Below are 20,839 nucleotides of genomic sequence, written 5' to 3' on the forward strand. Positions count from 1 at the left end.
ACCTCACAAGTCCTTTTTATTATATTATACTCCTAAATACGAAGAAAAGCCCTTAGAAAATAAATTCTAAGGACTTTGTCTTCAGTCTGAAATGACTGTCCGGGGGACAGTCATTTTTATTAAAAGGTTGGAGATTGGAACTGCCGGCAGGCAGTTTTCTTTATACTCAAAAGTCCGGGGGACAGTTATTTTTATTAAAAGGTTGGAAATGAGAACTAGCGGTAGCTGGTTTTCTTTGCAGCCTTAAATCTAGGAGAACTCTATCACTCTTCATCATCCACATATTCCAAAATATCCCCTGGCTGGCAGTCTAGAATACGACAAATACTCATCAGGGTGTTGAAACGAATGCCTCTGGCCTTGCCTGTTTTGAGAATAGACAGGTTGGCTTCGGTGATGCCGACTTGCTCTGCCAAGTCCTTGGAAGTCATTTGTCGGTCTTTGAGGACCTTGTCTAAGTTTACGCGAATCATTTCCATATCAGATAAACTCACTGTTCTCAGTTGCTAATTGTTGCCCCTTTTGTACTAAGGTCCAGACAAAATAAGTCAGGAAGATAAAGAGAGCATTGAGGATGAAATCTGACCAACGCAGATTGAGGAAGTTGTTTGGTCCAGCAACATTTGTCAAGGCGATCAAGCTGGTTAGGCAAAATTGCCCAACAGTCAGGACGAGCAAACTGATGAAGAGCTTCTGATAAAGTTCCAGACTAGCTGAAGCGAAATAATCTTCTTCCAGAAGCAATTTACATAACTTTTGAATCAAGTGGGCAATATGACTGAGTGCCGCCAAGACAACTAAGATCAATCCAGTCGTTAAAAGAATGAGCCAGACACTGATCTGGTCAATGGGTTTATTAAAGGAGTATTCCCAAGAGTCTATCGCAAAGGAGTCGCCTCCAAGACCAGCCAATGTAAAGATGGTATAAAGAGCAATGGTTAAATAGAAGAAATAGCGAACACAAGCAGCCACAATGCCAGCTGTTTTGAGTAGATTGGTTTTCATAGCAAACCTCCGATTATTATTGTTTTATGATAATATTATCTGTAAAATTATTATAAAACAATAATTTTTGAAATGCAAGCGTTTTTTTAAAAAATTTATTTTTTGTGTGACTGAGAAAGTTTGTAGCATTATCTAGTTATAATAGATAACTATAACCATCCCTAGAAAATAGCTATTTGAAAGCTTGTAACTTTTCTGATATGATAGAACAGTATCATTTTTAGGAGGAGCTATGTCAAATAATTTACTTGTTTTACAATCGGACTTTGGTCTAGTAGATGGTGCCGTGTCAGCTATGATTGGTGTGGCTCTTCAGGAGTCGCGTGACCTAGTTGTTCACAACCTCACCCACGATATTACACCCTACAATATTTTCGAAGGCTCTTACCGTCTTTTTCAGACAGTTGAATATTGGCCAGAAGGCACGACATTTGTATCTGTTGTTGACCCAGGAGTAGGCTCTAAGCGTAAAAGTGTGGTGGCTTTGACGGAACAAAACCACTATATCGTTACCCCGGATAACGGAACGCTTTCTTTCATCAAGAAACATGTGGGCATTAAGGCTGTTCGTGAAATTTCAGAAGTAGCCAATCGTAGAGCCAACACGGAGCATTCCTATACTTTCCATGGTCGTGATGTTTATGCTTATACGGGTGCAAAATTAGCCTCAGGTCATATCAGTTTTGAAGAAGTTGGACCAGAGTTGCAGGTGGCAGATATTGTTGAAATTCCAACCGTTCCGACAGAAGTTGGACCAGACTTTGTCAAAGGAGCTATCGACATCTTGGATGTTCGCTTTGGTTCACTATGGACATCTATCACACGTGAGGAATTTTATACCTTGAAGCCGCAATTTGAGGACCGTTTTGAAGTGACCATTTACAACAACGACATGTTGGTCTATCAAAACCAAGTGACCTATGGCAAGTCTTTTGCGGATGTCCGCATCGGTCAACCCCTGCTCTATATCAATTCACTCTATCGAGTGGGCTTGGCCATTAACCAAGGATCCTTTGCCAAGGCCTATAATGTCGGTGTCGGTCAAAACTGGCATATCGAAATCAAACGCATTAGTAATTAAAGAAAATGAAGGAGAATTTTATGAAAAATAATTCTATCAAAACAGTCGTTGCTACCGGTATCGGTGCTGCCCTCTTTGTTGTCATTGGCTTGCTGATTAGCATTCCTACCTTTGTTCCGAACACCTATATTCAATTGCAATATGCAGTTCAATCGCTCTTGTCAATTGTTTTTGGTCCAATTGTTGGTTTCTTTGTAGGACTAATTGGTCATGCCTTTATTGATGCGCTAAGAGGTGGTTCACCTTGGTGGTCTTGGGTACTAGCTTCAGCAGTTTTTGGATTGGTGCTAGGCTTTGCAAAAAATCGTCTTCGTGTTGAGGAAGGGATTTTTGAAGGAAAAGATATTGTGGTTTTCAATATCTTCCAAGTAGTTGCTAATGTTATTGCCTGGGGAATTATCGCTCCAGTATTGGATATTGTTATCTATAGTGAAGCAGCAAATAAGGTATTCACTCAGGGTTTGGTAGCTGGGATTGTCAATAGTATTACAATAGCCATTGCTGGTACAATTCTTCTTGGAGTTTATGCTCGTTCGCAAACGAAAACAGGTAGTTTGTCAAAAGATTAAGAACTTTCTCGAACAGGACTGTCAAAAATAGAATAAAAACCGAATGTTACTATCAACCTAGAAAATTTCTAGGTTGATTTTTTTGAGAAAGATATTAACGATATGATATAATAATATAAAAGAACAGAGATTATCAGATGAAGGGAGGAGTGATGTATGGCTTGGACAGAAGAAAATCTAGCTCCCCTTATTCATTCTATTCTCAATCCAGGCGAGGAGATTTTAACCATTTATCAGTCTGGAACGACAGATTCTCTCTATATATGTGTTTTATGGAATACGATTTATTACAAGGTCTTTCGCATCAGTAATCATCCATCTACCTCAAGCTACAAACAACCCACCTTCTATGATTTTCATGGGGAATTTTACATGAAGGGGGCTATTCGAAACTACCTCTATCAAGAGGGAAGTTGGTATGTCTTGACCAAACAAGGCTACTACTTGCTACAATTTTTTCAGAAAGCTTGGGATGCTAAGCAGGATATTTTCGCTAGTTGGCATAAGGGCAGGTTACAGGTCCGTTTGCTCATTGAGGAAGAAGAGGCTAGCTGTTTGGTCCACTATCGTTTCCCTGACAATCAGGCTAGGGAGGTGGAACGCCTCCTAGCATCAGGTTTATTGACTGCAACCTACCTTTCCCGTTCCTCTCTCAAAATACGGATTAGCCGATTTGTAGCTCCCTATATAGAGGTCATTAGGCACAGCCAACTCTATCGTAAAAAACCGAGTAAATCCATGCTTCAGTGGGAAAAATATCAATCCCAGCTCATTGAACTCCAAAGGACCTATCGCTTGGTTGAGGATAGACCACCGTCGACTTTTGTTGGAAAATGGCTGAGCTTACTACAAGCCTATCTCTGCTCTGCTATTGTCAACTATTGGAAAGAGATAGTGAAAGATGTGGAGTGGCAAGAGAAGGAGAAAGTGGAGCTGCCGAAAAATAGGGCTAAGCAGACCGATCCCATAAAGGACAAGTGGAAGAAGAATATTGCCAAGCGCCACAGGCGCCAGGTGGGCCAACTCATCAGTGATGATGCCTTGGAAAGATTAAAACAACTCAAATCTGAATTGGAAGAATAATTTTCAGTTCAGATTTTTGTTTTTTGACGGTGTAAGCGATATAATGAAAGGTGACTTTGACTAGAAAAGTCAAAATTCTATCATCTATTGCAAAGATTGAGAAGGAGAAATCATGTCAAAAGACATTCGCGTATTGTTATACTATAAGTATGTTCCAATTGAAAATGCCAAAGAGTATGCTGCTGAGCACTTAGCTTTCTGTAAGTCTATCGGACTAAAAGGCCGTATCTTGATTGCTGATGAGGGAATCAACGGTACTGTTTCTGGTGACTACGAAACAACACAAAAATACATGGACTATGTTCATGCAAACCCATTGTTCAGTGATTTGTGGTTTAAGATTGACGAAGAAAATGAGCAAGCTTTCAAGAAAATGTTTGTTCGCTATAAAAAAGAAATTGTTCACCTTGGTTTGGAAGACAACGACTTCGACAGCGACATCGACCCACTTGTAACAACAGGTGCCTACCTGTCACCAAAAGAGTTCAAAGAAGCTCTCTTGGACGAAGATACAGTTGTTTTGGATACCCGTAATGACTACGAGTACGACCTTGGTCACTTCCGCGGTGCCATCCGCCCAGACATCCGCAACTTCCGTGAGTTGCCACAATGGGTCCGTGATAACAAAGAGAAATTCATGGACAAGCGCGTGGTTGTTTACTGTACTGGTGGTGTTCGCTGTGAGAAATTCTCAGGTTGGATGGTTCGTGAAGGCTACAAGGATGTAGGTCAGCTTCACGGTGGTATTGCAACCTATGGTAAAGACCCAGAGGTCCGTGGCGAATTGTGGGATGGTAAGATGTACGTATTTGACGAGCGTATTGCAGTTGATGTCAACCATGTAGACCCAGTTGTTGTTGGTAAGGACTGGTTTGATGGCACACCATGTGAACGCTATGTCAACTGTGGCAACCCATTCTGTAACCGCCGTACCCTCATGTCAGAAGAAAACGAGCACAAGTATGTTCGTGGCTGTTCAGCTGAATGCCGTGCCCACGAACGCAACCGTTATATCACTGAAAACGGTTTGACCCGCCAAGAATGGGTAGAGCGTTTAGAAGCAATTGGTGAAGAGTTACCAGTATTGGTATAATATATAATAGATAAGAAGTTCCTGCTATGATATAATGACATAGTAGGGATTTTTTATGCCAATCAGGTGAAAGGAAGAAATGAGATGGATGAATCAGATGTGTTGAGCAAACTAAAAGAAGAGTTTCCAGATGCCCTTCAGCATGAAACCGGTAGTTACACAGCCTTTAGCGTAAAAAATGAGAAAGGAAAAAAACGTAATTTCATACAAATCTCCAAGAGTAGAGTGGGGATAAAGGTAGTCATTCTTTCTCGATTCCTATCTAGTCAGGAGAAGGGATTTTTTACCATTGCCCCTAAACAACATGGGTGGGCTATTGATGCAGATTACATTATAAAATCAGAAGCTGACTTGGTGGCTGTCCTTCCCTTTATCCGAAAATCGTATGAGGGGGTTAAAAATGGAGATTGGCAAGGAGGTACTTATCAAAAGTTTAAGGATCTATTATCAGCTTTTGTAGAGCAGGCCAACATGAATATTAGGATGACAGAGGGGCGTACAGAACGCTTAGAGGGAACTGCCGCGATTTATCCAGCGATAGAAATTGGTGGTATTCCATATAAAATTAAGATGGGGGAGAGGGGGCAATTTGGGCCGAAGACGGGAACCGGCTGTCAAACTGCACCTTATATTGGATATAAGTATACTGCCAAATTAGGAGATAGTTGGATCAATATTCGTCTTATATTTGAAGAGTATAAGGTAACTGGCTTCAAGTTGGTAAAGTGGAATGCAGATGGCCAGATCAGTGATTTAGGAAAGGAATATAAGATTGATGATTTAGATTTGCACTCAGAGCGAGAGCCAGACGCTAGGTTAAAAAAGTTTTACGATGATTTTCTTAGTTTTTATGAGGGAGATGAAATGGCTGAAACAAGAATAAAACCACAATTTAAAATGTATATGAATAGTCTACTTGCTTCCCACAACCTCATCCTCCGTGGTGCTCCAGGTACTGGGAAGACCTATTTAGCAAAACAGATTGCAGAGGAGTTAACGGGTGGGAATCCAGAACAGATTGGCTTTGTTCAATTTCACCCTTCCTATGATTACACAGATTTTGTGGAAGGATTGAGACCGGTAAAAGATGATTCTGGAGAAATCAAGTTTGACATCAAGCCTGGAATTTTCAAAGAATTTTGTCAAAAGGCCATTGCATCCTCAAAATCGGGAGGGCAGGATAATTTTGACGAGGCTTGGGAAACGTTTTGGGAGGCGGTTTCTGAAGAACCAGAAGGCTACAAGATGAAGACACTCACAGGCAAACCGATGAATTTAGAAGCCTATGAAAGAGGGGGCATGCCTGGAGTCACTGAGAAAAAATCGGGTAGTCGATTCTATAACCGCAACCAATGTTATAATGTTTACCGTGGCCTACCAGGAACGCCCAAAGGTGGCTTTGATACCTATCGCAAAGCGATTATCCAAGAAATGCAAGATAAATTTGGTCTAAAACCCTATCAAGCGCCTAAAGATATTAAATCTGACAAAAAATTCGTCTTTATCATCGATGAAATCAACCGTGGAGAAATTTCTAAGATTTTTGGTGAGTTGTTCTATGCTATTGATCCTGGTTATCGTGGCAAGAAGGGAGAAATTTCGACTCAGTATGCCAATATGCATGAAGGGGAAGAAAAGTTTTATATTCCTGAAAATGTCTATATTATCGGTACCATGAATGATATTGATCGTTCGGTAGATAGTTTTGATTTCGCCATGCGACGCCGTTTTCGCTTTGTGGAAATAACCGCTGCAGAAAGTTTAGGTATGTGGGAGAATCAGTTGGATGCTAGTAAGATTGAAGAAGCCAGCCGCCGTTTGACAAATTTGAATAATGCTATTGAAAATGTGGCGGATCTCAACCGAAACTACCATATCGGACCATCATACTTTTTAGTTTTACCTCAACTTGACTATGATTATGACCTGTTTTGGAAGGATTATATACAGCCTTTATTGGAGGAATACCTGCGTGGTAGCTACCAAGAAGCAGAAGTGTTAGAAGGGTTGAAAGCTGCTTTTGATAAACTAGAGGATACAGGTTATGTGGATAACGGATAACCAACGAGGAATTTCTAAAACTACCTTTAAAGATAAGTACCCCCAATTGACAGAACAGTTGGTAGATAGAAGTTTGGATTTTTTATCAAAAGAACACGGCCTGTTCTTATTTCCAACTAGCTGGCAAGAAATTTCGGATCTTGAAAAATCCGATAAAGTATTTGAGACGGTTGATGATACTTTACGAACTGGGAATGTCATTGGATTTATTGGATGTGGTCCAGAAAGAGTGACGATTCATTCCCGCTTTGCTCAAAATGATACTGAAGATTATTTTTTACATTATATGTTACAAAAAGTTCTCCACCTGAATGTGACTAACTTGGAAACCTCACTTTCGTTTGAGCAACAATTTTATCAGCTTTACATTTACCTGTTTCCTTCATTTCTTCAAGCGGCCATGAGAAAAGGCCTCTATAAAGAGTACCGTCGATTTCAATATCATGATGCGAACATGAAAGGTGCCTTGGACGTCGCCCGTCAACTGAAGAATAGTATACCGTTTGAGGGCAGGATTGCCTACAACACCAGAGAGTTTTCTTTTGATAATAATTTAATGCAGTTGATACGGCATACCATTGAGTTTATCAAGTCTCATCCGCTATCACGTTCATTTGAATTATTTCAATCAAAAGATCGAGAGAATGTTGAGGTAGTCATTCGAGCAACACCAAGTTACCAATTTTCTGACAGGAGCTACACAATCTATCAAAACCAGCTTACACCGGTTCGTCATGCATATTTTCATGAATACAGATCCCTACAGAAACTCTGTCTCATGATTTTAAGGGGTCAAATGCATGGTATTGGTCAAAGTGAACAGAAGATACAAGGTATTCTATTTGATGTGGCCTGGCTCTGGGAAGAATACCTGGCACAACTGTTGGGGGAAGTTTTTCTTCACCCTAGAAATAAAGCTAAAAGTGGCAGTTTTTCCATGTTTCAAGGTGGAAATGGGCGGATATACCCAGACTTTGTTGCTGTATCAGATCGGTCAATTGTTGCGGATGCTAAGTATAAACCGCTCGAAAATATTAACGGAGCGGACTACCTGCAGCTAGTTGCCTATATGTATCGATTTAATGCTCAACAAGGCTTTTATCTCTTTCCTTATGCTGGAAAAAATGAAGAGAATAAGCGATACGAATTGTTAGAAGGCATCGGTCGGAAACGAAGCGAGCCTGTTATTGTTGAAAAAGTAGGTTTGGTTATTCCTCAAGACTCATCTTCTTTTAAAGAGTTTTGCCAGCAGATAGAAAGTAATGAGCAAGCTTTTTTGAAATTTTTTGTAGAAAAAGCTGAGTGAGAGATGAAGAGCTTAGAGATGATTTTTCTCATCGTTCGTCATAGCTCATGGATTGAGAGAAAGGGAGAATTCTTCCTTTTTTTCATGCTGGATTCTGATATAATAGGAATATGAAAAAAGTCATCGAATTCAAGAATTTTTCTTTTACATACAATGCGCAGACGGAAGCGACCTTACATGAGATTGATTTGACCATTTTCGAGGGGGAAAAGGTTCTCATTATTGGACCATCTGGATCGGGCAAGTCCACTCTCGGTCAAGTCTTAAACGGGATTATTCCAAATATCCATAAGGGAACCCATTCTGGAGATTTCAAGTTGATGGGGCAGTCTGCTTTTGACCAGCCCATTTACCAAAAATCTCTCTTGGTCAGCACTGTCTTGCAGGATACGGATGGTCAGTTTATTGGGCTTTCTGTTGCTGAAGATATGGCATTTGCACTGGAAAATGACATGGAAACCTTGGCGACCATGAAAGAACGAGTTCATGATTGGGCAGAACGCTTGGAACTAAATGAATTGCTCAACCATCGTCCCCAGGATCTTTCGGGAGGTCAGAAGCAACGGGTCAGCTTAGCAGGGGTCTTGATTGATGAAAGTCCTATTTTGTTATTCGATGAACCTTTGGCCAACTTAGATCCCAAATCTGGGCAGGATACCATTGACTTGATTGATCGTTTGCATGGACAGGAAGGAACGACGACCATTATCATTGAACACCGCTTGGAAGATGTCCTTTATCGACATGTAGACAGAATTGTGCTGATAAACGATGGACGTATTCTTTTCAATGGTCATCCAGATCAGCTATTGCAGACAAGTCTATTAAGAGAAAACGGCATCCGTGAGCCTCTCTATATTTCCACCTTACGAGGCTTGGGTTATCCAATTGAAAGAGCAACTCATCTCTCTTCTGTCTGGGAACTTGAACTAGGTTCTTTAGAAATGGGTCAACTCCCAAGTGCCAACTTGACAGAAGTGGAAAAGGAAGTCTTACTTGAAGCCCGCAATTTGCAATTTGCCTACTCGAATAGAGTCATTCTTTCAGATATCCATTTGAAGATACATAAGGGTGAACGCTTGGCCATCGTCGGAAAAAATGGGGCTGGTAAATCAACCTTGGCCAAGGCCTTGTGTGCCTTTATTCAACCTGATGGGGAGATATTGTGGCAGGGTAAATCCATTAAGGATGATTCTGTCAAGGAGAGAGCGGAGCGGATTGGTTACGTCCTTCAGAACCCTAATCAGATGATCAGCCAGACCATGATTTTTGATGAGGTAGCCCTTGGTTTGCGAATGAGGGGAGTGGCGGAAGAAGAAATTGAGTCTAGGGTATTCAAGATTTTGGAAGTTTGCGGTTTGTATCAGTACCGCAAATGGCCGATTTCAGCCTTATCCTATGGTCAGAAGAAGAGGGTGACCATTGCCTCTATCTTGGTGCTCAATCCAGAGATTATTCTTTTGGATGAACCAACGGCTGGTCAGGACCAACGTCATTACCAGGAGATGATGGATTTCTTGGATCAACTAAATGCTCAAGGACATACCATTGTGATGATTACCCACGATATGCAGTTGATGTTGGATTATTCAGATAGGGCTATTGTTGTCGTGGATGGACAGATTATCGAAGATGCTAGTCCAGCAGAAATCTTGTCAGATAGCCAGGTCATTGAAGAAGCCAATTTGAAGGAAACATCTATATTTCACTTGGCAGAACGCTTGGCAGTAAACCCACTGGAATTGACCATGCTCTATATGCAGGAAGAAAGGAGGGAGCTATGAGCCAACAACATTTAATTGGTTACCATAAAGGAAGAGGCATCATTTATGATTTGTCTGCTGTTACCAAGCTCTTGTTTTTCCTGATTGTGACTATTCTTGCCATGGTGACCTACGATACCCGTTTGATTGCCTTTATAGCTCTTTTTTCGCTGGCCTTATTCAAACTATCCGGTATTCGCTATAAGGATGTGTCCCTTGTTCTGCTGTTTACAATTGTTTTTGCCCTCTTAAATGCCCTGATGGTGCATCTATTTGCACCCAGATATGGAGTGGAGCTCTATGGTGCGGAAACGGTTTTGATTTCTGGCTGGGGTCCCTATTCCTTGACTAATCAGCAGCTTTTTTATCTGTTTAACTTACTCTTGAAATATTTTTGTACAGTGCCTCTGGCTCTTGTCTTTTTGATGACAACCCATCCGAGCCAGTTTGCTTCAAGCTTAAATCAGATTGGAGTTTCCTATAAAGTGGCCTATGCGGTTAGTTTGACCATGCGTTATATCCCAGATATTCAGGAGGAATTTTATACCATTCGGATGTCTCAGGAAGCGCGTGGTTTGGAGTTATCTAAGAAAGGTAAGTTAATGGACCGCATTAAGGGCAATCTAGCTCTGGTCATCCCCTTGATTTTTGGTTCCTTAGAGCGGATTGATACCATTTCAACAGCCATGGAATTGCGACGTTTCGGGAAAAATAAAAAAAGAACCTGGTATAGCTACCAAGCCTTGCAAAGTATTGATTATCTGGTTCTAGCCCTTATTTTTATGCTAATTCTCATTACAATCGGACTTTTATTTGTGAATGGTGGACGTTTTTACAACCCGTGGAGATAGAGAAAAGGAGTTTCGCCTGAAACTCCTTTTACAGTGGTCGTTTATTTGGCATACCAGCCTTACGTGGAAACTTATTGGGAGTTTCCTTTTTCTTTTCTACAATGGTCAGGGTGCGAGGGTCGCCGTTTGGCAATTGATAGTCAACGTTTTCAATGACCTTACCAAAAAGGAGAGTCAGGGCGTTCTTAGCTTGAGCCAATTCGTCCTCAGCACTGGAGGCCTTGAGGGCGATGAGTTTGCCATTGAGCTTTAAGTATGGGATGGTCAATTCTGACAAGATTTGCATACGAGCAACTGCCCGAGCTGTAACCAGGTCAAATTGGGCACGAAATTGCTTATCTTGGGCAAAATCTTCAGCCCGCCCATGATAGAAATGCACATTCTTCAAACCCAAATCCTCAGCCAATAGATGCAAGAAATTGATCCGCTTGTTGAGGGAGTCGATGATGGTCACATCTAATTGAGGATAGATGATTTTCATGGGTAAGCTTGGAAAACCAGCTCCAGCTCCGATATCCAGTAAACGGAGGGGGGCATTTTGAATGTGTCCTTGTAGAATGGGGGCTATGGAATCGTAAAAATGCTTGAGATAGACGTCCTCTTCTTCAGTTATTGCTGTCAAATTGATCTTCTCATTCCATTCTACCAAGAGTTGAAAATAGCGATGGAATTGTTGTTTCTGGGTGTCAGTTAGCTGGATGCCTTGGTCCACCAAGGTCTTATAAAATACTTCAGGTTTCATAGTTTTATCTTACCATAAATTTTTGAAATTGTGGAGAGTTGGGCTAGAGTTATCGGGGATAGAGAAAGAGGTAAGACTTTGGGCCCAACCTCTTTTTGTTTATTGTCCATCCGTTTGCTCAGAGGATGTTGTAGTAGCAGCTGGTGTTGAAGCTGTTGTGGTTTCAGCGCCGCTAGCTTCAACTGCAGTAGTTTCGGTAGTGTTTACAGTGCTCGCTGTTTCCGTAGTGGTGCTTTGAACACTCTGTTCACTTGTTGTTTCAGTGTAGCTCGAACTTGGCGTTGTTGAGCTACTGCTTGTATTGTAGTTGTTGTTACTATTGTTGTAGCTATTGTAAGCATTGTTTAGCGAACGGCTACCTCTCAAATAGTAGTTTGAACCGTATCGTACAAGTCTACTTGGCACTTCCCACTCGGTAGCAGTATAGTCAGAATGCATATGGGCCATCATATGGTGATAAACGTCGGTGGCAATCCTCATACCATTATCTAGGATAGGGGTCATACGATTGGTATAGCCAGTCCAAACAGCCATAGCATATTGGCTAGAATAGCCGACGAAGTTCTCATCTGGTACAACCATATAGCTGTAGTTTGCCTCAGGGATGGAAGCTAGGATAGTATCTGTTTCGCTATCGGTATAGTTGGACGTACCTGTTTTACCTGCCATTGGGATACCGCTGACGGTAGCGTTATAACCGTAGCCATAGGTCAATACCGATTTCATCAAATCTGTCATCATGTAGGCTGTTTCTTCCGTCATAACACGGGTGCCTTGAGGAGCAAACTCAGAAACGGTTCCGTCGCTGAAGACGATTTTATTGACATATTGAGGAGCGTAATAAGTTCCGCCGTTGGCGAAGGCAGCATAGGCTGCAGCCATTTTCTCAGAACTTGCACCATATTGACGACCTGTATCGGAAGTGTTACTAGAAATCGCATTTGAGTAGTGCATTTCTGGATAATCAATGCCGATACTGTTCAAGAATGCCAGGGAGTTTTCTAGTCCAGTTGCTTCAAGAGCCTTGACTGCTGTCACATTACGTGAATACTGAACAGCTGTCTTGATTGAAATGGATCCGTAGAATTGCTTGTCCCAGTTATTGACCGGGATAGTTGTGCCAGGGAAATTGTAAGGTCCATCAACGATAATGTCAGCCGTTGAAGTGTAGATGCCGTGTTCATAAGCAGGAGCATAGTCGGTAATGGGTTTCATGGTCGAACCAAAGTCACGGTTGGTTTCGACAGCCTGGTTGGTACCAAAGGAAACGTTACTTGCTTGATGGCGGCCACCCAACTGTGCGACAACCTTACCATTTGAAACATCAACAACCGTAGAGGCTACCTGCATCAAGTCATCAGGATAGGCAACATACATATCCGTATTGTAGATATCCCATAATTGCTGTTGTGCAGCAGGGTCTACGTTTGTATAAACATCCATACCGGTAGTCAATAAGTTGTAGCCTGTTTTTGCTTCTACTTCTTCAATGACTTGCTTGAGGTAGTTGTCCATGTAAGCAGGATAAGCTGTTTCATTAGTTAGGGCCTGTAGACCATCTGTGACAGGAGTCAGTACTGCTTGCTCGTACTGGGCATTATCGATGTACTTTTCTTCCAACATTTCAGCCAGTACCAAGTCCCGCCGTGTTTTAGCGTCCTCTGGATTGGTGTAAGGGTCATACTGGTTAGGAGCTTGCGGCATACCTGCTAATAAGGCTAGTTGAGCCAGGCTTAAGTCCTTTAAGTCCTTCCCATAATATGACTTAGCAGCAGTTTTCATACCATAGTTTCCATTGGCCATAAAGACTTTGTTGACATAGTAGGTCAAGATTTCTTGCTTAGTCTTGTCTTTTTCCAATTGGGTTGCTAACCAGGCTTCTTGGATTTTCCGTTTGATGTTTTGGTCCTCGGAAGAAGTTGAGAAGTAGGTCAGTTTGATGAACTGCTGGTCCAGTGTTGAACCACCTTGTAAGCGTCCACCTGTCAGGTTGTTAACCAAAGAACCAGCGATACGGATAACATCCACACCTCGATGGTTGAAGAAACGCTGATCTTCAATCGCAACGATGGCATTGACCAAATCAGTCGGAATTTCTTCGGTTTTGGCGCTAGAACGCTTTTCTGCTCCCAGGTCAGCAATCAGACTTCCGTTTTTGTCATAAATCTTACTGGATACTGTGGCTGTCAAGCTTTCCTCGGTCAACTTGGGAGCTGTTACTATCCAGTAACCTACCAAGAGTGAACCGACTAGAAAGGTAAGAATAAAGCCAGCTAATAAGACGTTTGCAACTACTAGGAGAGTTTTTTTAATACTTGTAGTTTTCAAAAGAGTCACCACCTAATAAATTTTTTTCAACCACTTCCAGATAGGGTACGCTTGGAAAGCGTCCCATTTGAATCTCAAAGCCAAATTGTCGAATGAAAGAGAGAGGCATGGATTTGCTTCCCTTATCTACTTGGTAGAATTCAATCAAGTGAACGGCAGGTAAGAGATAGGTTTCTTTTAGCGTTGAAAAGTGAAGAAGAACAAAGCATACGCCACCCTGCTTTACAACCTGTTTCATGTGTTCAATCTGATGCTCATGAAAATTCTTCATAGGCATAGATGCTTTTTGTCGCGTTTCCTTGGCTTCGAAATCAATATAATGTTTCCTGAAAACCCCTGAGTAATCAGTTGTAGATGCCTGTCGAAAATAGGCCTCTACAATTTTCGCACGGCTTCTCTTCGGATAATCAACCTTTACAATCTGCACAGGAGTCGGTTTCTTGTGGATAACCGCAATCTCGTGAGCTAGGTAGTATAGATTGCTATCGTTGATAGCAGTTTCAAAGGACATCCCTCGATTTGCGAAGCTAATTTTTTGAGATGAAACAGAATTGGTTCTATTGATTTTTTTAGATATCTTATGAGGATAATTGACCATAGAACTCCTTCTTGATAAAATAATATCAGCATATTATACCACAATAAGTGAAAAGAGTACAAGGAATGGATACTAAGAGCCTTTTGATAACAGGTTACAAGCATACAGATGTAGGTATTTTTACGGAAAAGGATCCACGGTTAGCTATTATAAAGTTGGCTATCAAGAAGGATCTTGTTCGATTTTTGGAGGATGGAGTTACCTGGTTTGTCCTGACAGGTCAATTGGGATTTGAATATTGGACCTTGGAAGTTTTAGAGGAATTGCGTTCAGAAGGTTATGAGTTTCAAATAGCATCTATTTTCATGTTTGAAAACCATGGAGAACATTGGAATGAAGGTAATCAGCTGAAATTGCAGCGCTTCAAACAGGTTGATTTCATTAAGTATGCCTATCCTCGTTATGAAAATCCTGGTCAGTTTAAAGATTACAATAAATTTTTAGTGGATAATACTGACGGAATCTATCTGTTTTACGATTCTGAAAATGAAACTAATTTGAAATATTTATATCATCAAGTCTTAAAAAAAGAGGAGTATGATAGAAAAAAGCTTACCTTTGAACAACTGAACGAGGTGGCAGAAAATTTTTCAAATTCTGAGTGATTTGACTTGATTTTTCCCTATTTTTTTTAATATAATAGGACTAGTGATGTTTTAGATATGGGAGAGAGAAATGGCAAGTATTAAATTTACAACTAAAGATATTTTTGAACAAGATTTTAAAGTCGGTTTCCGTGGCTACGACCAAGACGAAGTCAATGACTTTTTAGATGAAATCATGAAGGATTATGATGCCTACGAAGCTATTATCAAGGAGTTGAAAGGCGAGATTGCTCGCTTGAAAGCTCAGGTAGCAAACACTCCTAAAGTTGCTGCTGTTGAGGAAGTAAAAGATGTGCTTCCTACGGAACGTCCATCTTCGGCTACAAACTTTGATATTCTTCGTCGCTTAAATCGTCTGGAAAAAGAAGTCTTCGGCAAACAAATTGTTCAAGACTAATAATATAGGAATTGCGTGCAATTTTTGGATAATCGCGTGGTAGATTTCTACCATGAGGAAAGTCCATGCTAGCACTGGCTGCGATGCCGGTAGTGTTTGTGCTAGGCGAATCAATAAGCCTAGGGACGTTGGTAACGTTACGGCGGTTAAAATGGCTACGTCATCAGATATGCCAAAGTAGACCTGAAAGTGCCACAGTGACGAAGTTTTTATGGAAACGTAAAAAATGGAACGCGGTAAACCCCTCAAGCTAGCAACCCAAACTTTGGTCGGGGCATGGGATGGATGGAATTGAACTGAAATCCTGACTGTGAAAACAGTAGACAGATGATTATCGAAGGTGGTAGAACCTAGTACCACTGGAACAAAACATGGCTTACAGAAAATTGCATAAATAGGTAGCTAGCTTTGCTAGCTTTTATTTTAGAAGGAAAAAAATGAAAAAAAAGTTTGAATTGATTGCGACCGCTGCAGCTGGCCTAGAGGCAGTTGTTGGTCGTGAAATTCGCAATCTCGGTTATGAGTGCCAGGTGGAAAATGGTCGTGTACGATTCGAGGGTGATGTGAAGGCGATTATCGAAACCAACCTTTGGCTACGTTCGGCGGACAGGGTAAAAATTATTGTTGGTCAATTTCCAGCAAGAACCTTTGAAGAGCTCTTCCAAGGGGTCTTTGGTTTGGATTGGGAGAATTATCTGCCTTTGGGATGCAAGTTTCCAATTTCCAAGGCCAAGTGTGTTAAATCCAAGTTACACAATGAGCCGAGCGTACAGGCTATTTCGAAAAAAGCAGTTGTTAAGAAATTACAAAAACACTTCTCTCGTCCAGAGGGAGTGCCGCTCCAGGAAGTTGGGGCAGAGTTCAAGATTGAAGTGTCTATCTTGAAGGATGTGGCAACAATCATGATTGATACGACTGGTTCAAGTTTGTTCAAGCGTGGCTATCGGGTGGAAAAAGGTGGAGCACCGATCAAAGAAAATATGGCGGCTGCTATTTTACAGTTATCTAACTGGTATCCTGATAAACCCTTGATTGATCCAACTTGTGGTTCAGGAACCTTTTGTATTGAGGCGGCCATGCTGGCCAAAAATATGGCTCCTGGCTTGAAACGCTCCTTTGCTTTTGAAGAATGGCCATGGGTTGATGACCAGTTAGTGGCAGATGTACGAAAAGAAGCTCGGGCTGCTATTAAATCAGATTTGGTCTTGGATATTGCGGGTTCAGACATCGATGCTCGTATGGTTGAAATTGCCAAGAAAAATGCTTTTGCGGCTGGAGTAGATCAGGACATTGTTTTCAAACAGATGCGAGTTCAGGATCTGCGGACGGATAAAATCAATGGTGTTATCATTTCAAACCCACCTTATGGAGAACGTTTGTTGGATGATGACGCAATCATCACGCTCTATCGTGAGATGGGACAAACCTTTGAGCCCTTAGCAACCTGGTCTAAGTTTATTTTGACCAGTGATGAGCAATTCGAGAAGCGTTTTGGTAGGCAGGCTGATAAAAAGAGAAAATTATATAATGGTACCTTAAAAGTAGATTTGTATCAATTTTTTGGTCAACGTGTCAAGCGTCAAATGGTAGAAGAGAAATAATAGGAGGATATCGTGGAAGAAAATAAGAATAAGCTACCCTTGGAAAATGAGAAAGTTTTGGATTTTGAAGTAGCTAAGGATCTAACCATTGCAGAAGCCGTAAAGAAACATAAGGAAATCGAAGCAGGTGTGACTGAGGATGACAGTCTTTTGGATCGTTATATCAAGCAACACCGTGATGAAATCGAATCTCAAAAATTTGAAACAAAGGTTAATCATTTGCCCCTGGTAGAGTCTTCTGCTGATGAAAAAGTAGATACGGTTCAGACAGCTAGTCTTTCGACGGCATTGGACGATGAACTTCTTGTAGTTGGCAAGGATATGACTGAGCAGGTAAAAGTACCGACTGCTCCTTTGGAAGAAACAATTGTTGCAGGTGCGGCAGTGGTTGACAGTATAGCGACTGTTTCCCAAGAACAAGAAGTGGATGATGATTGGGGACAGGCAGAGGAAGCAGAGAAGGATAGAAAGAAAAAAATCTATTTTTGGTCAGCTTTAGCAGCTCTCTTTGTCACTATCTTAGCAACGGCTTTCATGTGGTTGAACTCAGTAAATAAATCGACCACGGAAACAGCTAGTAGTTCAAGTACTAGCCAAACTTCGACTTCTGCAAACAGCTCGGCAGATGCCAATAGCCTAGCCTTTGAACAACTTTATGCTAGCTTCTTTACAGATAGTAGTTTGACAAAGTTGAAGAATTCTGAGTTTGGTAAATTGGCGGAGTTGAAGGCCCTCTTGGACAAGATGGACAAAAATTCGGATAGTTATAAAAAAGCCAAGGAACAGTACGATAACCTTGAGAAAGCCATTGCAGCTATTCAGGCAATCAATGGGCAATTTGATAAAGAAGTTATCGTAAATGGTGAAATTGATACTACTGCTACTGTTAAAGCAGATGCCAGTCTTTCAGCTACCAACACGGGTATTAGCTCAGTGGATAGCTTGTTGGCTTCTGTGGTCAATTTTGGGCGTTCTCAACAGGAAGTTGCTGCTAGCTCTACCGAAGCAGTTGCTGCTCCAGCTGAAAACTCTCAGACTGATTCGACAACAGCAGAAACCACTGCTCCAGCCTCAACCGAGAGTGCGGTAGTCAGTGATGGCGTTGCTGGTGCTATTAGTGGAGCAGCAACTATTTACGGGATCCCTGTACCAGAAGGGGTAGTTCTACAGCGTGATCGCAGCCGTGTTCCTTACAATCAAGCCATGATTGACGATGTTAATAACGAAGCTTGGACATTTAATCCTGGTATTCTAGAAAATATTGTAGCTATTTCTCAACAGCGTGGTTATATCACAGGCAACCAATATATCTTGGAAAAAGTGAACATCATTAACGGAAATGGTTACTACAATATGTTTACGCCAGACGGTAGCTATCTCTTCTCGATTAACTGTAAGACAGGTTACTTTGTTGGTAATGGCTCCGGTCATGCGGATGCATTGGATTATTAAGTAAAACAAAAAAGCGGTTAACCCGCTTTTTTTATACCCTATTTACTTAAATCGTTTTTCTTTCAAAGGCATCGCTTGAAATACCTTGTGAAACAATCAATTTTGCCCACTCTTTAGCTGAATGGAGGCTGTGGTCCTTGTAGTTGCCACACGATTCAATGGTTGTTCCAGGGACATCCTCCCAAGTAATTCCATCTGCGATTTCTTCCAAACTTGCCTTGATGACTTGAGCAATTTCTGCTGGATCTTGCTTGCCCCACATAATCATGTGGAAACCAGTACGACAGCCGAACGGTGAGCAGTCAATCAGACCGTCAATCCGCTGACGGATGAGTTTGGCCAAGAGATGCTCGATAGTATGCAGACCAGCTGTATCCATGGCATTTTCATTGGGCTGAATTAGACGGATATCAAAGTTTGTGATAATATCCCCTTTTGGACCAACTTCTTCTGAAATCAAGCGGACATAAGGAGCCTTTACAATAGTGTGGTCCAATTCAAAACTTTCAACAGTAACTTCTTTTTTCATTTGTTCCTCCAAACTATGTGATGAATTTATTATAACATATTTGTTAATTTGGAATTGTGAAATCGGTTCAATTATGGTAAAATAGATACAGATTTTGTGAAAATCGAATTTAAAAAAGAGGTAGAAATATGGAAATCATTACACTTGTAGTGACTTTTGTTTCTGCTCTCATTGGTTTAGTAATTGGCTACTTTGCCATTTCTTTGAAGATGAAATCTGCAAAAGAAACTGCAGAATTAACCCTTTTAAATGCAGAACAAGAAGCTAGTAATGTTCGTGGTCGTGCGGAAGAAGCAGCAGAAGCTATTTTAAAAACAGCTGAACGTGACCGCCAGACCTTGAAAAAAGAATTACTCTTGGAAGCTAAGGAGGAGGCTCGTAAGTACCGAGAAGAAATCGCAGAAGAATTTAAGTCAGAGCGTCAAGAATTGAAACAAATTGAAGTGCGTTTGACCGAACGTGCCAGCAATTTGGATCGAAAAGATGACAATTTGACGACTAAAGAAAAGACTTTGGAGCAAAAAGAACAAAGTCTAACGGATAAATCTAAACACATTGATGAGCGTGAGCAAGAAGTTGCTAAGTTGGAAGAGCAAAAGGCTCTAGAATTGGAACGTGTGGCAGCACTCAGTCAGGAAGAAGCGAAAGATATTATCCTGACAGATACACGCGATAAGTTGACATATGAGATTGCAACTCAAATCCGAGATGCAGAGCGTGAGGTCAAAGAACGTTCGGATAAGATGGCCAAGGACTTGTTGGCCCAGGCTATGCAACGGATTTCAGGTGAATATGTAGCTGAGCAGACTATTACCTCTGTTCACCTGCCGGATGATGCCATGAAAGGTCGAATTATCGGACGTGAAGGACGTAATATTCGTACCTTTGAAAGTTTGACCGGTATCGATGTTATCATTGATGACACGCCAGAAGTCGTAGTCCTTTCGGGTTTTGACCCCATTCGTCGTGAGATTGCTCGTATGACCATGGAAACCTTGCTTCAAGATGGTCGGATTCATCCGGCTCGTATTGAGGAGTTGGTTGAAAAACACCGCGTGGAAATGGACAACCGCATTCGTGAATATGGTGAAGCTGCTGCCTATGAAGTGGGCGCACCGAATCTTCACCCAGATTTGATTAAAATTATGGGACGTTTGCACTTCCGTACATCTTATGGTCAAAATGTCCTCCGTCACTCGATTGAAGTGGCTAAATTGGCAGGTGTCCTCGCCGCTGAGTTGGGTGAAAATGTCAACTTGGCTCGACGTGCAGGTTTCCTCCATGATGTTGGTAAGGCAATTGACCGTGAGGTTGATGGTAGCCACGTTGAAATTGGTACAGAGTTGGCTAAGAAGTACAAGGAACACCCGATTGTGGTCAACACTATCGCCAGTCACCATGGTGATGTCGAGGCTACAAGTACTATAGCGGTTATTGTAGCAGCAGCGGATGCCTTGAGTGCAGCTCGTCCAGGTTCTCGCCGTGAGTCTATGGAGGCCTATATCAAACGCCTACAAGACCTGGAAGAAATTGCTAATAGCTTTGATGGAATTAAACAATCTTATGCGATTCAAGCAGGCCGTGAAGTGCGGATTATTGTTCATCCAAATAGAATTTCAGATGATCAAATTACTATCTTGGCTCACGATGTTCGTGAAAAAATTGAGAATAACTTGGATTATCCAGGAAATATCAAGATCACGGTCATTCGAGAAACAAGAGCAACAGATATTGCTAAATAATGCAGAGGGAGCCCAGTCAGCTCCCTTTCTGTT

The 20,839-nt window shown here is 41.5% G+C and carries 19 protein-coding genes and 1 other RNA gene; 14 read left to right on the forward strand and 6 right to left on the reverse strand.

Annotation, left to right across the window (positions count from 1 at the left end; all coding sequences use genetic code 11):
• Nucleotides 1-263 precede the first annotated feature (263 nt).
• Entirely contained in the window at nt 264-479 is a 216-nt protein-coding gene (locus RFK25_RS03950; protein ID WP_332411644.1) for a helix-turn-helix domain-containing protein, read from the reverse strand.
• A gap of 1 nt (nt 480) precedes the next feature.
• Nucleotides 481-1,005 (reverse strand): hypothetical protein, encoded by a 525-nt coding sequence (locus RFK25_RS03955; protein ID WP_332411646.1) that lies wholly within the window; start codon nt 1,003-1,005, stop codon nt 481-483.
• A 232-nt stretch (nt 1,006-1,237) separates the two neighbouring features.
• Between RFK25_RS03955 and RFK25_RS03960 the strand changes: the two genes are divergently transcribed.
• The 8 genes from RFK25_RS03960 (at nt 1,238) to RFK25_RS03995 (ending at nt 10,812) form a co-directional block, all read left to right on the forward strand.
• A complete protein-coding gene (locus tag RFK25_RS03960; protein ID WP_105118561.1) occupies nt 1,238-2,086 on the forward strand; it encodes an SAM hydrolase/SAM-dependent halogenase family protein in 849 nt (282 codons plus the stop codon).
• 20 nt (nt 2,087-2,106) lie between these two features.
• Complete coding sequence (locus tag RFK25_RS03965) at nt 2,107-2,655, forward strand: ECF-type riboflavin transporter substrate-binding protein (protein ID WP_332411649.1); 549 nt, start codon at nt 2,107-2,109, stop codon at nt 2,653-2,655.
• Between the two features lie 156 nt (nt 2,656-2,811).
• Nucleotides 2,812-3,738: a hypothetical protein gene (locus RFK25_RS03970; RefSeq protein ID WP_332411651.1), complete on the forward strand. Its 927-nt coding sequence runs from the start codon at nt 2,812-2,814 to the stop codon at nt 3,736-3,738.
• 112 nt (nt 3,739-3,850) lie between these two features.
• The gene (gene trhO, locus RFK25_RS03975) at nt 3,851-4,831 is read left to right on the forward strand and encodes an oxygen-dependent tRNA uridine(34) hydroxylase TrhO (protein ID WP_332411653.1); all 981 of its coding nucleotides are present in this window, start codon (nt 3,851-3,853) and stop codon (nt 4,829-4,831) included.
• Between the two features lie 84 nt (nt 4,832-4,915).
• Nucleotides 4,916-6,892: an McrB family protein gene (locus RFK25_RS03980; protein WP_332411656.1), complete on the forward strand. Its 1,977-nt coding sequence runs from the start codon at nt 4,916-4,918 to the stop codon at nt 6,890-6,892.
• A complete protein-coding gene (locus RFK25_RS03985) occupies nt 6,876-8,198 on the forward strand; it encodes a 5-methylcytosine restriction system specificity protein McrC (protein ID WP_332411659.1) in 1,323 nt (440 codons plus the stop codon). Before RFK25_RS03980 ends, RFK25_RS03985 begins: the two co-directional genes overlap by 17 nt.
• A 110-nt stretch (nt 8,199-8,308) precedes the next feature.
• A complete protein-coding gene (locus RFK25_RS03990; RefSeq protein ID WP_332411662.1) occupies nt 8,309-9,982 on the forward strand; it encodes an ABC transporter ATP-binding protein in 1,674 nt (557 codons plus the stop codon).
• Entirely contained in the window at nt 9,979-10,812 is an 834-nt protein-coding gene (locus RFK25_RS03995) for an energy-coupling factor transporter transmembrane component T family protein (RefSeq protein WP_332411663.1), read from the forward strand. Before RFK25_RS03990 ends, RFK25_RS03995 begins: the two co-directional genes overlap by 4 nt.
• Nucleotides 10,813-10,840: 28 nt before the next feature.
• Here RFK25_RS03995 and rsmG read toward each other — a convergent pair whose 3' ends face one another.
• From rsmG to recU, 3 genes are all read right to left on the reverse strand, one after another.
• The gene (rsmG, locus tag RFK25_RS04000) at nt 10,841-11,554 is read right to left on the reverse strand and encodes a 16S rRNA (guanine(527)-N(7))-methyltransferase RsmG (RefSeq protein WP_332411664.1); all 714 of its coding nucleotides are present in this window, start codon (nt 11,552-11,554) and stop codon (nt 10,841-10,843) included.
• Between the two features lie 99 nt (nt 11,555-11,653).
• The gene (gene pbp1a / locus RFK25_RS04005; RefSeq protein WP_332411666.1) at nt 11,654-13,882 is read right to left on the reverse strand and encodes a penicillin-binding protein PBP1A; all 2,229 of its coding nucleotides are present in this window, start codon (nt 13,880-13,882) and stop codon (nt 11,654-11,656) included.
• Nucleotides 13,863-14,480: a Holliday junction resolvase RecU gene (gene recU / locus RFK25_RS04010; protein ID WP_332411667.1), complete on the reverse strand. Its 618-nt coding sequence runs from the start codon at nt 14,478-14,480 to the stop codon at nt 13,863-13,865. Before recU ends, pbp1a begins: the two co-directional genes overlap by 20 nt.
• Nucleotides 14,481-14,545: 65 nt before the next feature.
• On the opposite strand from recU, the gene RFK25_RS04015 reads away from it, so the two are divergent.
• The 5 genes from RFK25_RS04015 to RFK25_RS04035 all read left to right on the forward strand — a co-directional run bounded on the left by RFK25_RS04015 (nt 14,546) and on the right by RFK25_RS04035 (nt 18,535).
• Entirely contained in the window at nt 14,546-15,085 is a 540-nt protein-coding gene (locus RFK25_RS04015) for a DUF1273 domain-containing protein (RefSeq protein ID WP_332411669.1), read from the forward strand.
• 70 nt (nt 15,086-15,155) lie between these two features.
• Nucleotides 15,156-15,482, forward strand: a complete 327-nt coding sequence (gene gpsB, locus RFK25_RS04020) for a cell division regulator GpsB (RefSeq protein ID WP_105118551.1) — start codon at nt 15,156-15,158, stop codon at nt 15,480-15,482.
• A gap of 20 nt (nt 15,483-15,502) precedes the next feature.
• Nucleotides 15,503-15,866: RNase P RNA component class B (rnpB, locus tag RFK25_RS04025), an RNA gene on the forward strand.
• Nucleotides 15,867-15,919: 53 nt separating this feature from the next.
• Nucleotides 15,920-17,083 (forward strand): THUMP domain-containing class I SAM-dependent RNA methyltransferase, encoded by a 1,164-nt coding sequence (locus RFK25_RS04030; RefSeq protein ID WP_332411670.1) that lies wholly within the window; start codon nt 15,920-15,922, stop codon nt 17,081-17,083.
• A gap of 12 nt (nt 17,084-17,095) precedes the next feature.
• A complete protein-coding gene (locus tag RFK25_RS04035) occupies nt 17,096-18,535 on the forward strand; it encodes a cell division site-positioning protein MapZ family protein (RefSeq protein ID WP_332411671.1) in 1,440 nt (479 codons plus the stop codon).
• Nucleotides 18,536-18,581: 46 nt separating this feature from the next.
• Here the strand turns inward: RFK25_RS04035 and RFK25_RS04040 are convergent, their stop codons facing one another.
• The gene (locus RFK25_RS04040) at nt 18,582-19,064 is read right to left on the reverse strand and encodes an S-ribosylhomocysteine lyase (protein ID WP_172054340.1); all 483 of its coding nucleotides are present in this window, start codon (nt 19,062-19,064) and stop codon (nt 18,582-18,584) included.
• 128 nt (nt 19,065-19,192) lie between these two features.
• On the opposite strand from RFK25_RS04040, the gene RFK25_RS04045 reads away from it, so the two are divergent.
• Entirely contained in the window at nt 19,193-20,806 is a 1,614-nt protein-coding gene (locus RFK25_RS04045; RefSeq protein ID WP_332411674.1) for a ribonuclease Y, read from the forward strand.
• The last annotated feature ends 33 nt before the right edge of the window (nt 20,807-20,839 follow it).

Source organism: Streptococcus sp. SS-4456 (assembly GCF_036680365.1).
In the GTDB taxonomy this organism is placed as follows: Bacteria; Bacillota; Bacilli; order Lactobacillales; family Streptococcaceae; genus Streptococcus.

Excerpts from the sequence above, each read along its gene's own strand:
- RFK25_RS03950 (WP_332411644.1), bottom strand. The coding sequence starts at position 479 with ATGGAAATGATTCGCGTAAACTTAGACAAGGTCCTCAAAGACCGACAA.
- RFK25_RS03955 (WP_332411646.1), bottom strand. The coding sequence starts at position 1,005 with ATGAAAACCAATCTACTCAAAACAGCTGGCATTGTGGCTGCTTGTGTT.
- RFK25_RS03960 (WP_105118561.1), top strand. The coding sequence starts at position 1,238 with ATGTCAAATAATTTACTTGTTTTACAATCGGACTTTGGTCTAGTAGAT.
- RFK25_RS03965 (WP_332411649.1), top strand. The coding sequence starts at position 2,107 with ATGAAAAATAATTCTATCAAAACAGTCGTTGCTACCGGTATCGGTGCT.
- RFK25_RS03970 (WP_332411651.1), top strand. The coding sequence starts at position 2,812 with ATGGCTTGGACAGAAGAAAATCTAGCTCCCCTTATTCATTCTATTCTC.
- trhO (WP_332411653.1), top strand. The coding sequence starts at position 3,851 with ATGTCAAAAGACATTCGCGTATTGTTATACTATAAGTATGTTCCAATT.
- RFK25_RS03980 (WP_332411656.1), top strand. The coding sequence starts at position 4,916 with ATGGATGAATCAGATGTGTTGAGCAAACTAAAAGAAGAGTTTCCAGAT.
- RFK25_RS03985 (WP_332411659.1), top strand. The coding sequence starts at position 6,876 with ATGTGGATAACGGATAACCAACGAGGAATTTCTAAAACTACCTTTAAA.
- RFK25_RS03990 (WP_332411662.1), top strand. The coding sequence starts at position 8,309 with ATGAAAAAAGTCATCGAATTCAAGAATTTTTCTTTTACATACAATGCG.
- RFK25_RS03995 (WP_332411663.1), top strand. The coding sequence starts at position 9,979 with ATGAGCCAACAACATTTAATTGGTTACCATAAAGGAAGAGGCATCATT.
- rsmG (WP_332411664.1), bottom strand. The coding sequence starts at position 11,554 with ATGAAACCTGAAGTATTTTATAAGACCTTGGTGGACCAAGGCATCCAG.
- recU (WP_332411667.1), bottom strand. The coding sequence starts at position 14,480 with ATGGTCAATTATCCTCATAAGATATCTAAAAAAATCAATAGAACCAAT.
- RFK25_RS04015 (WP_332411669.1), top strand. The coding sequence starts at position 14,546 with ATGGATACTAAGAGCCTTTTGATAACAGGTTACAAGCATACAGATGTA.
- gpsB (WP_105118551.1), top strand. The coding sequence starts at position 15,156 with ATGGCAAGTATTAAATTTACAACTAAAGATATTTTTGAACAAGATTTT.
- RFK25_RS04030 (WP_332411670.1), top strand. The coding sequence starts at position 15,920 with ATGAAAAAAAAGTTTGAATTGATTGCGACCGCTGCAGCTGGCCTAGAG.
- RFK25_RS04040 (WP_172054340.1), bottom strand. The coding sequence starts at position 19,064 with ATGAAAAAAGAAGTTACTGTTGAAAGTTTTGAATTGGACCACACTATT.
- RFK25_RS04045 (WP_332411674.1), top strand. The coding sequence starts at position 19,193 with ATGGAAATCATTACACTTGTAGTGACTTTTGTTTCTGCTCTCATTGGT.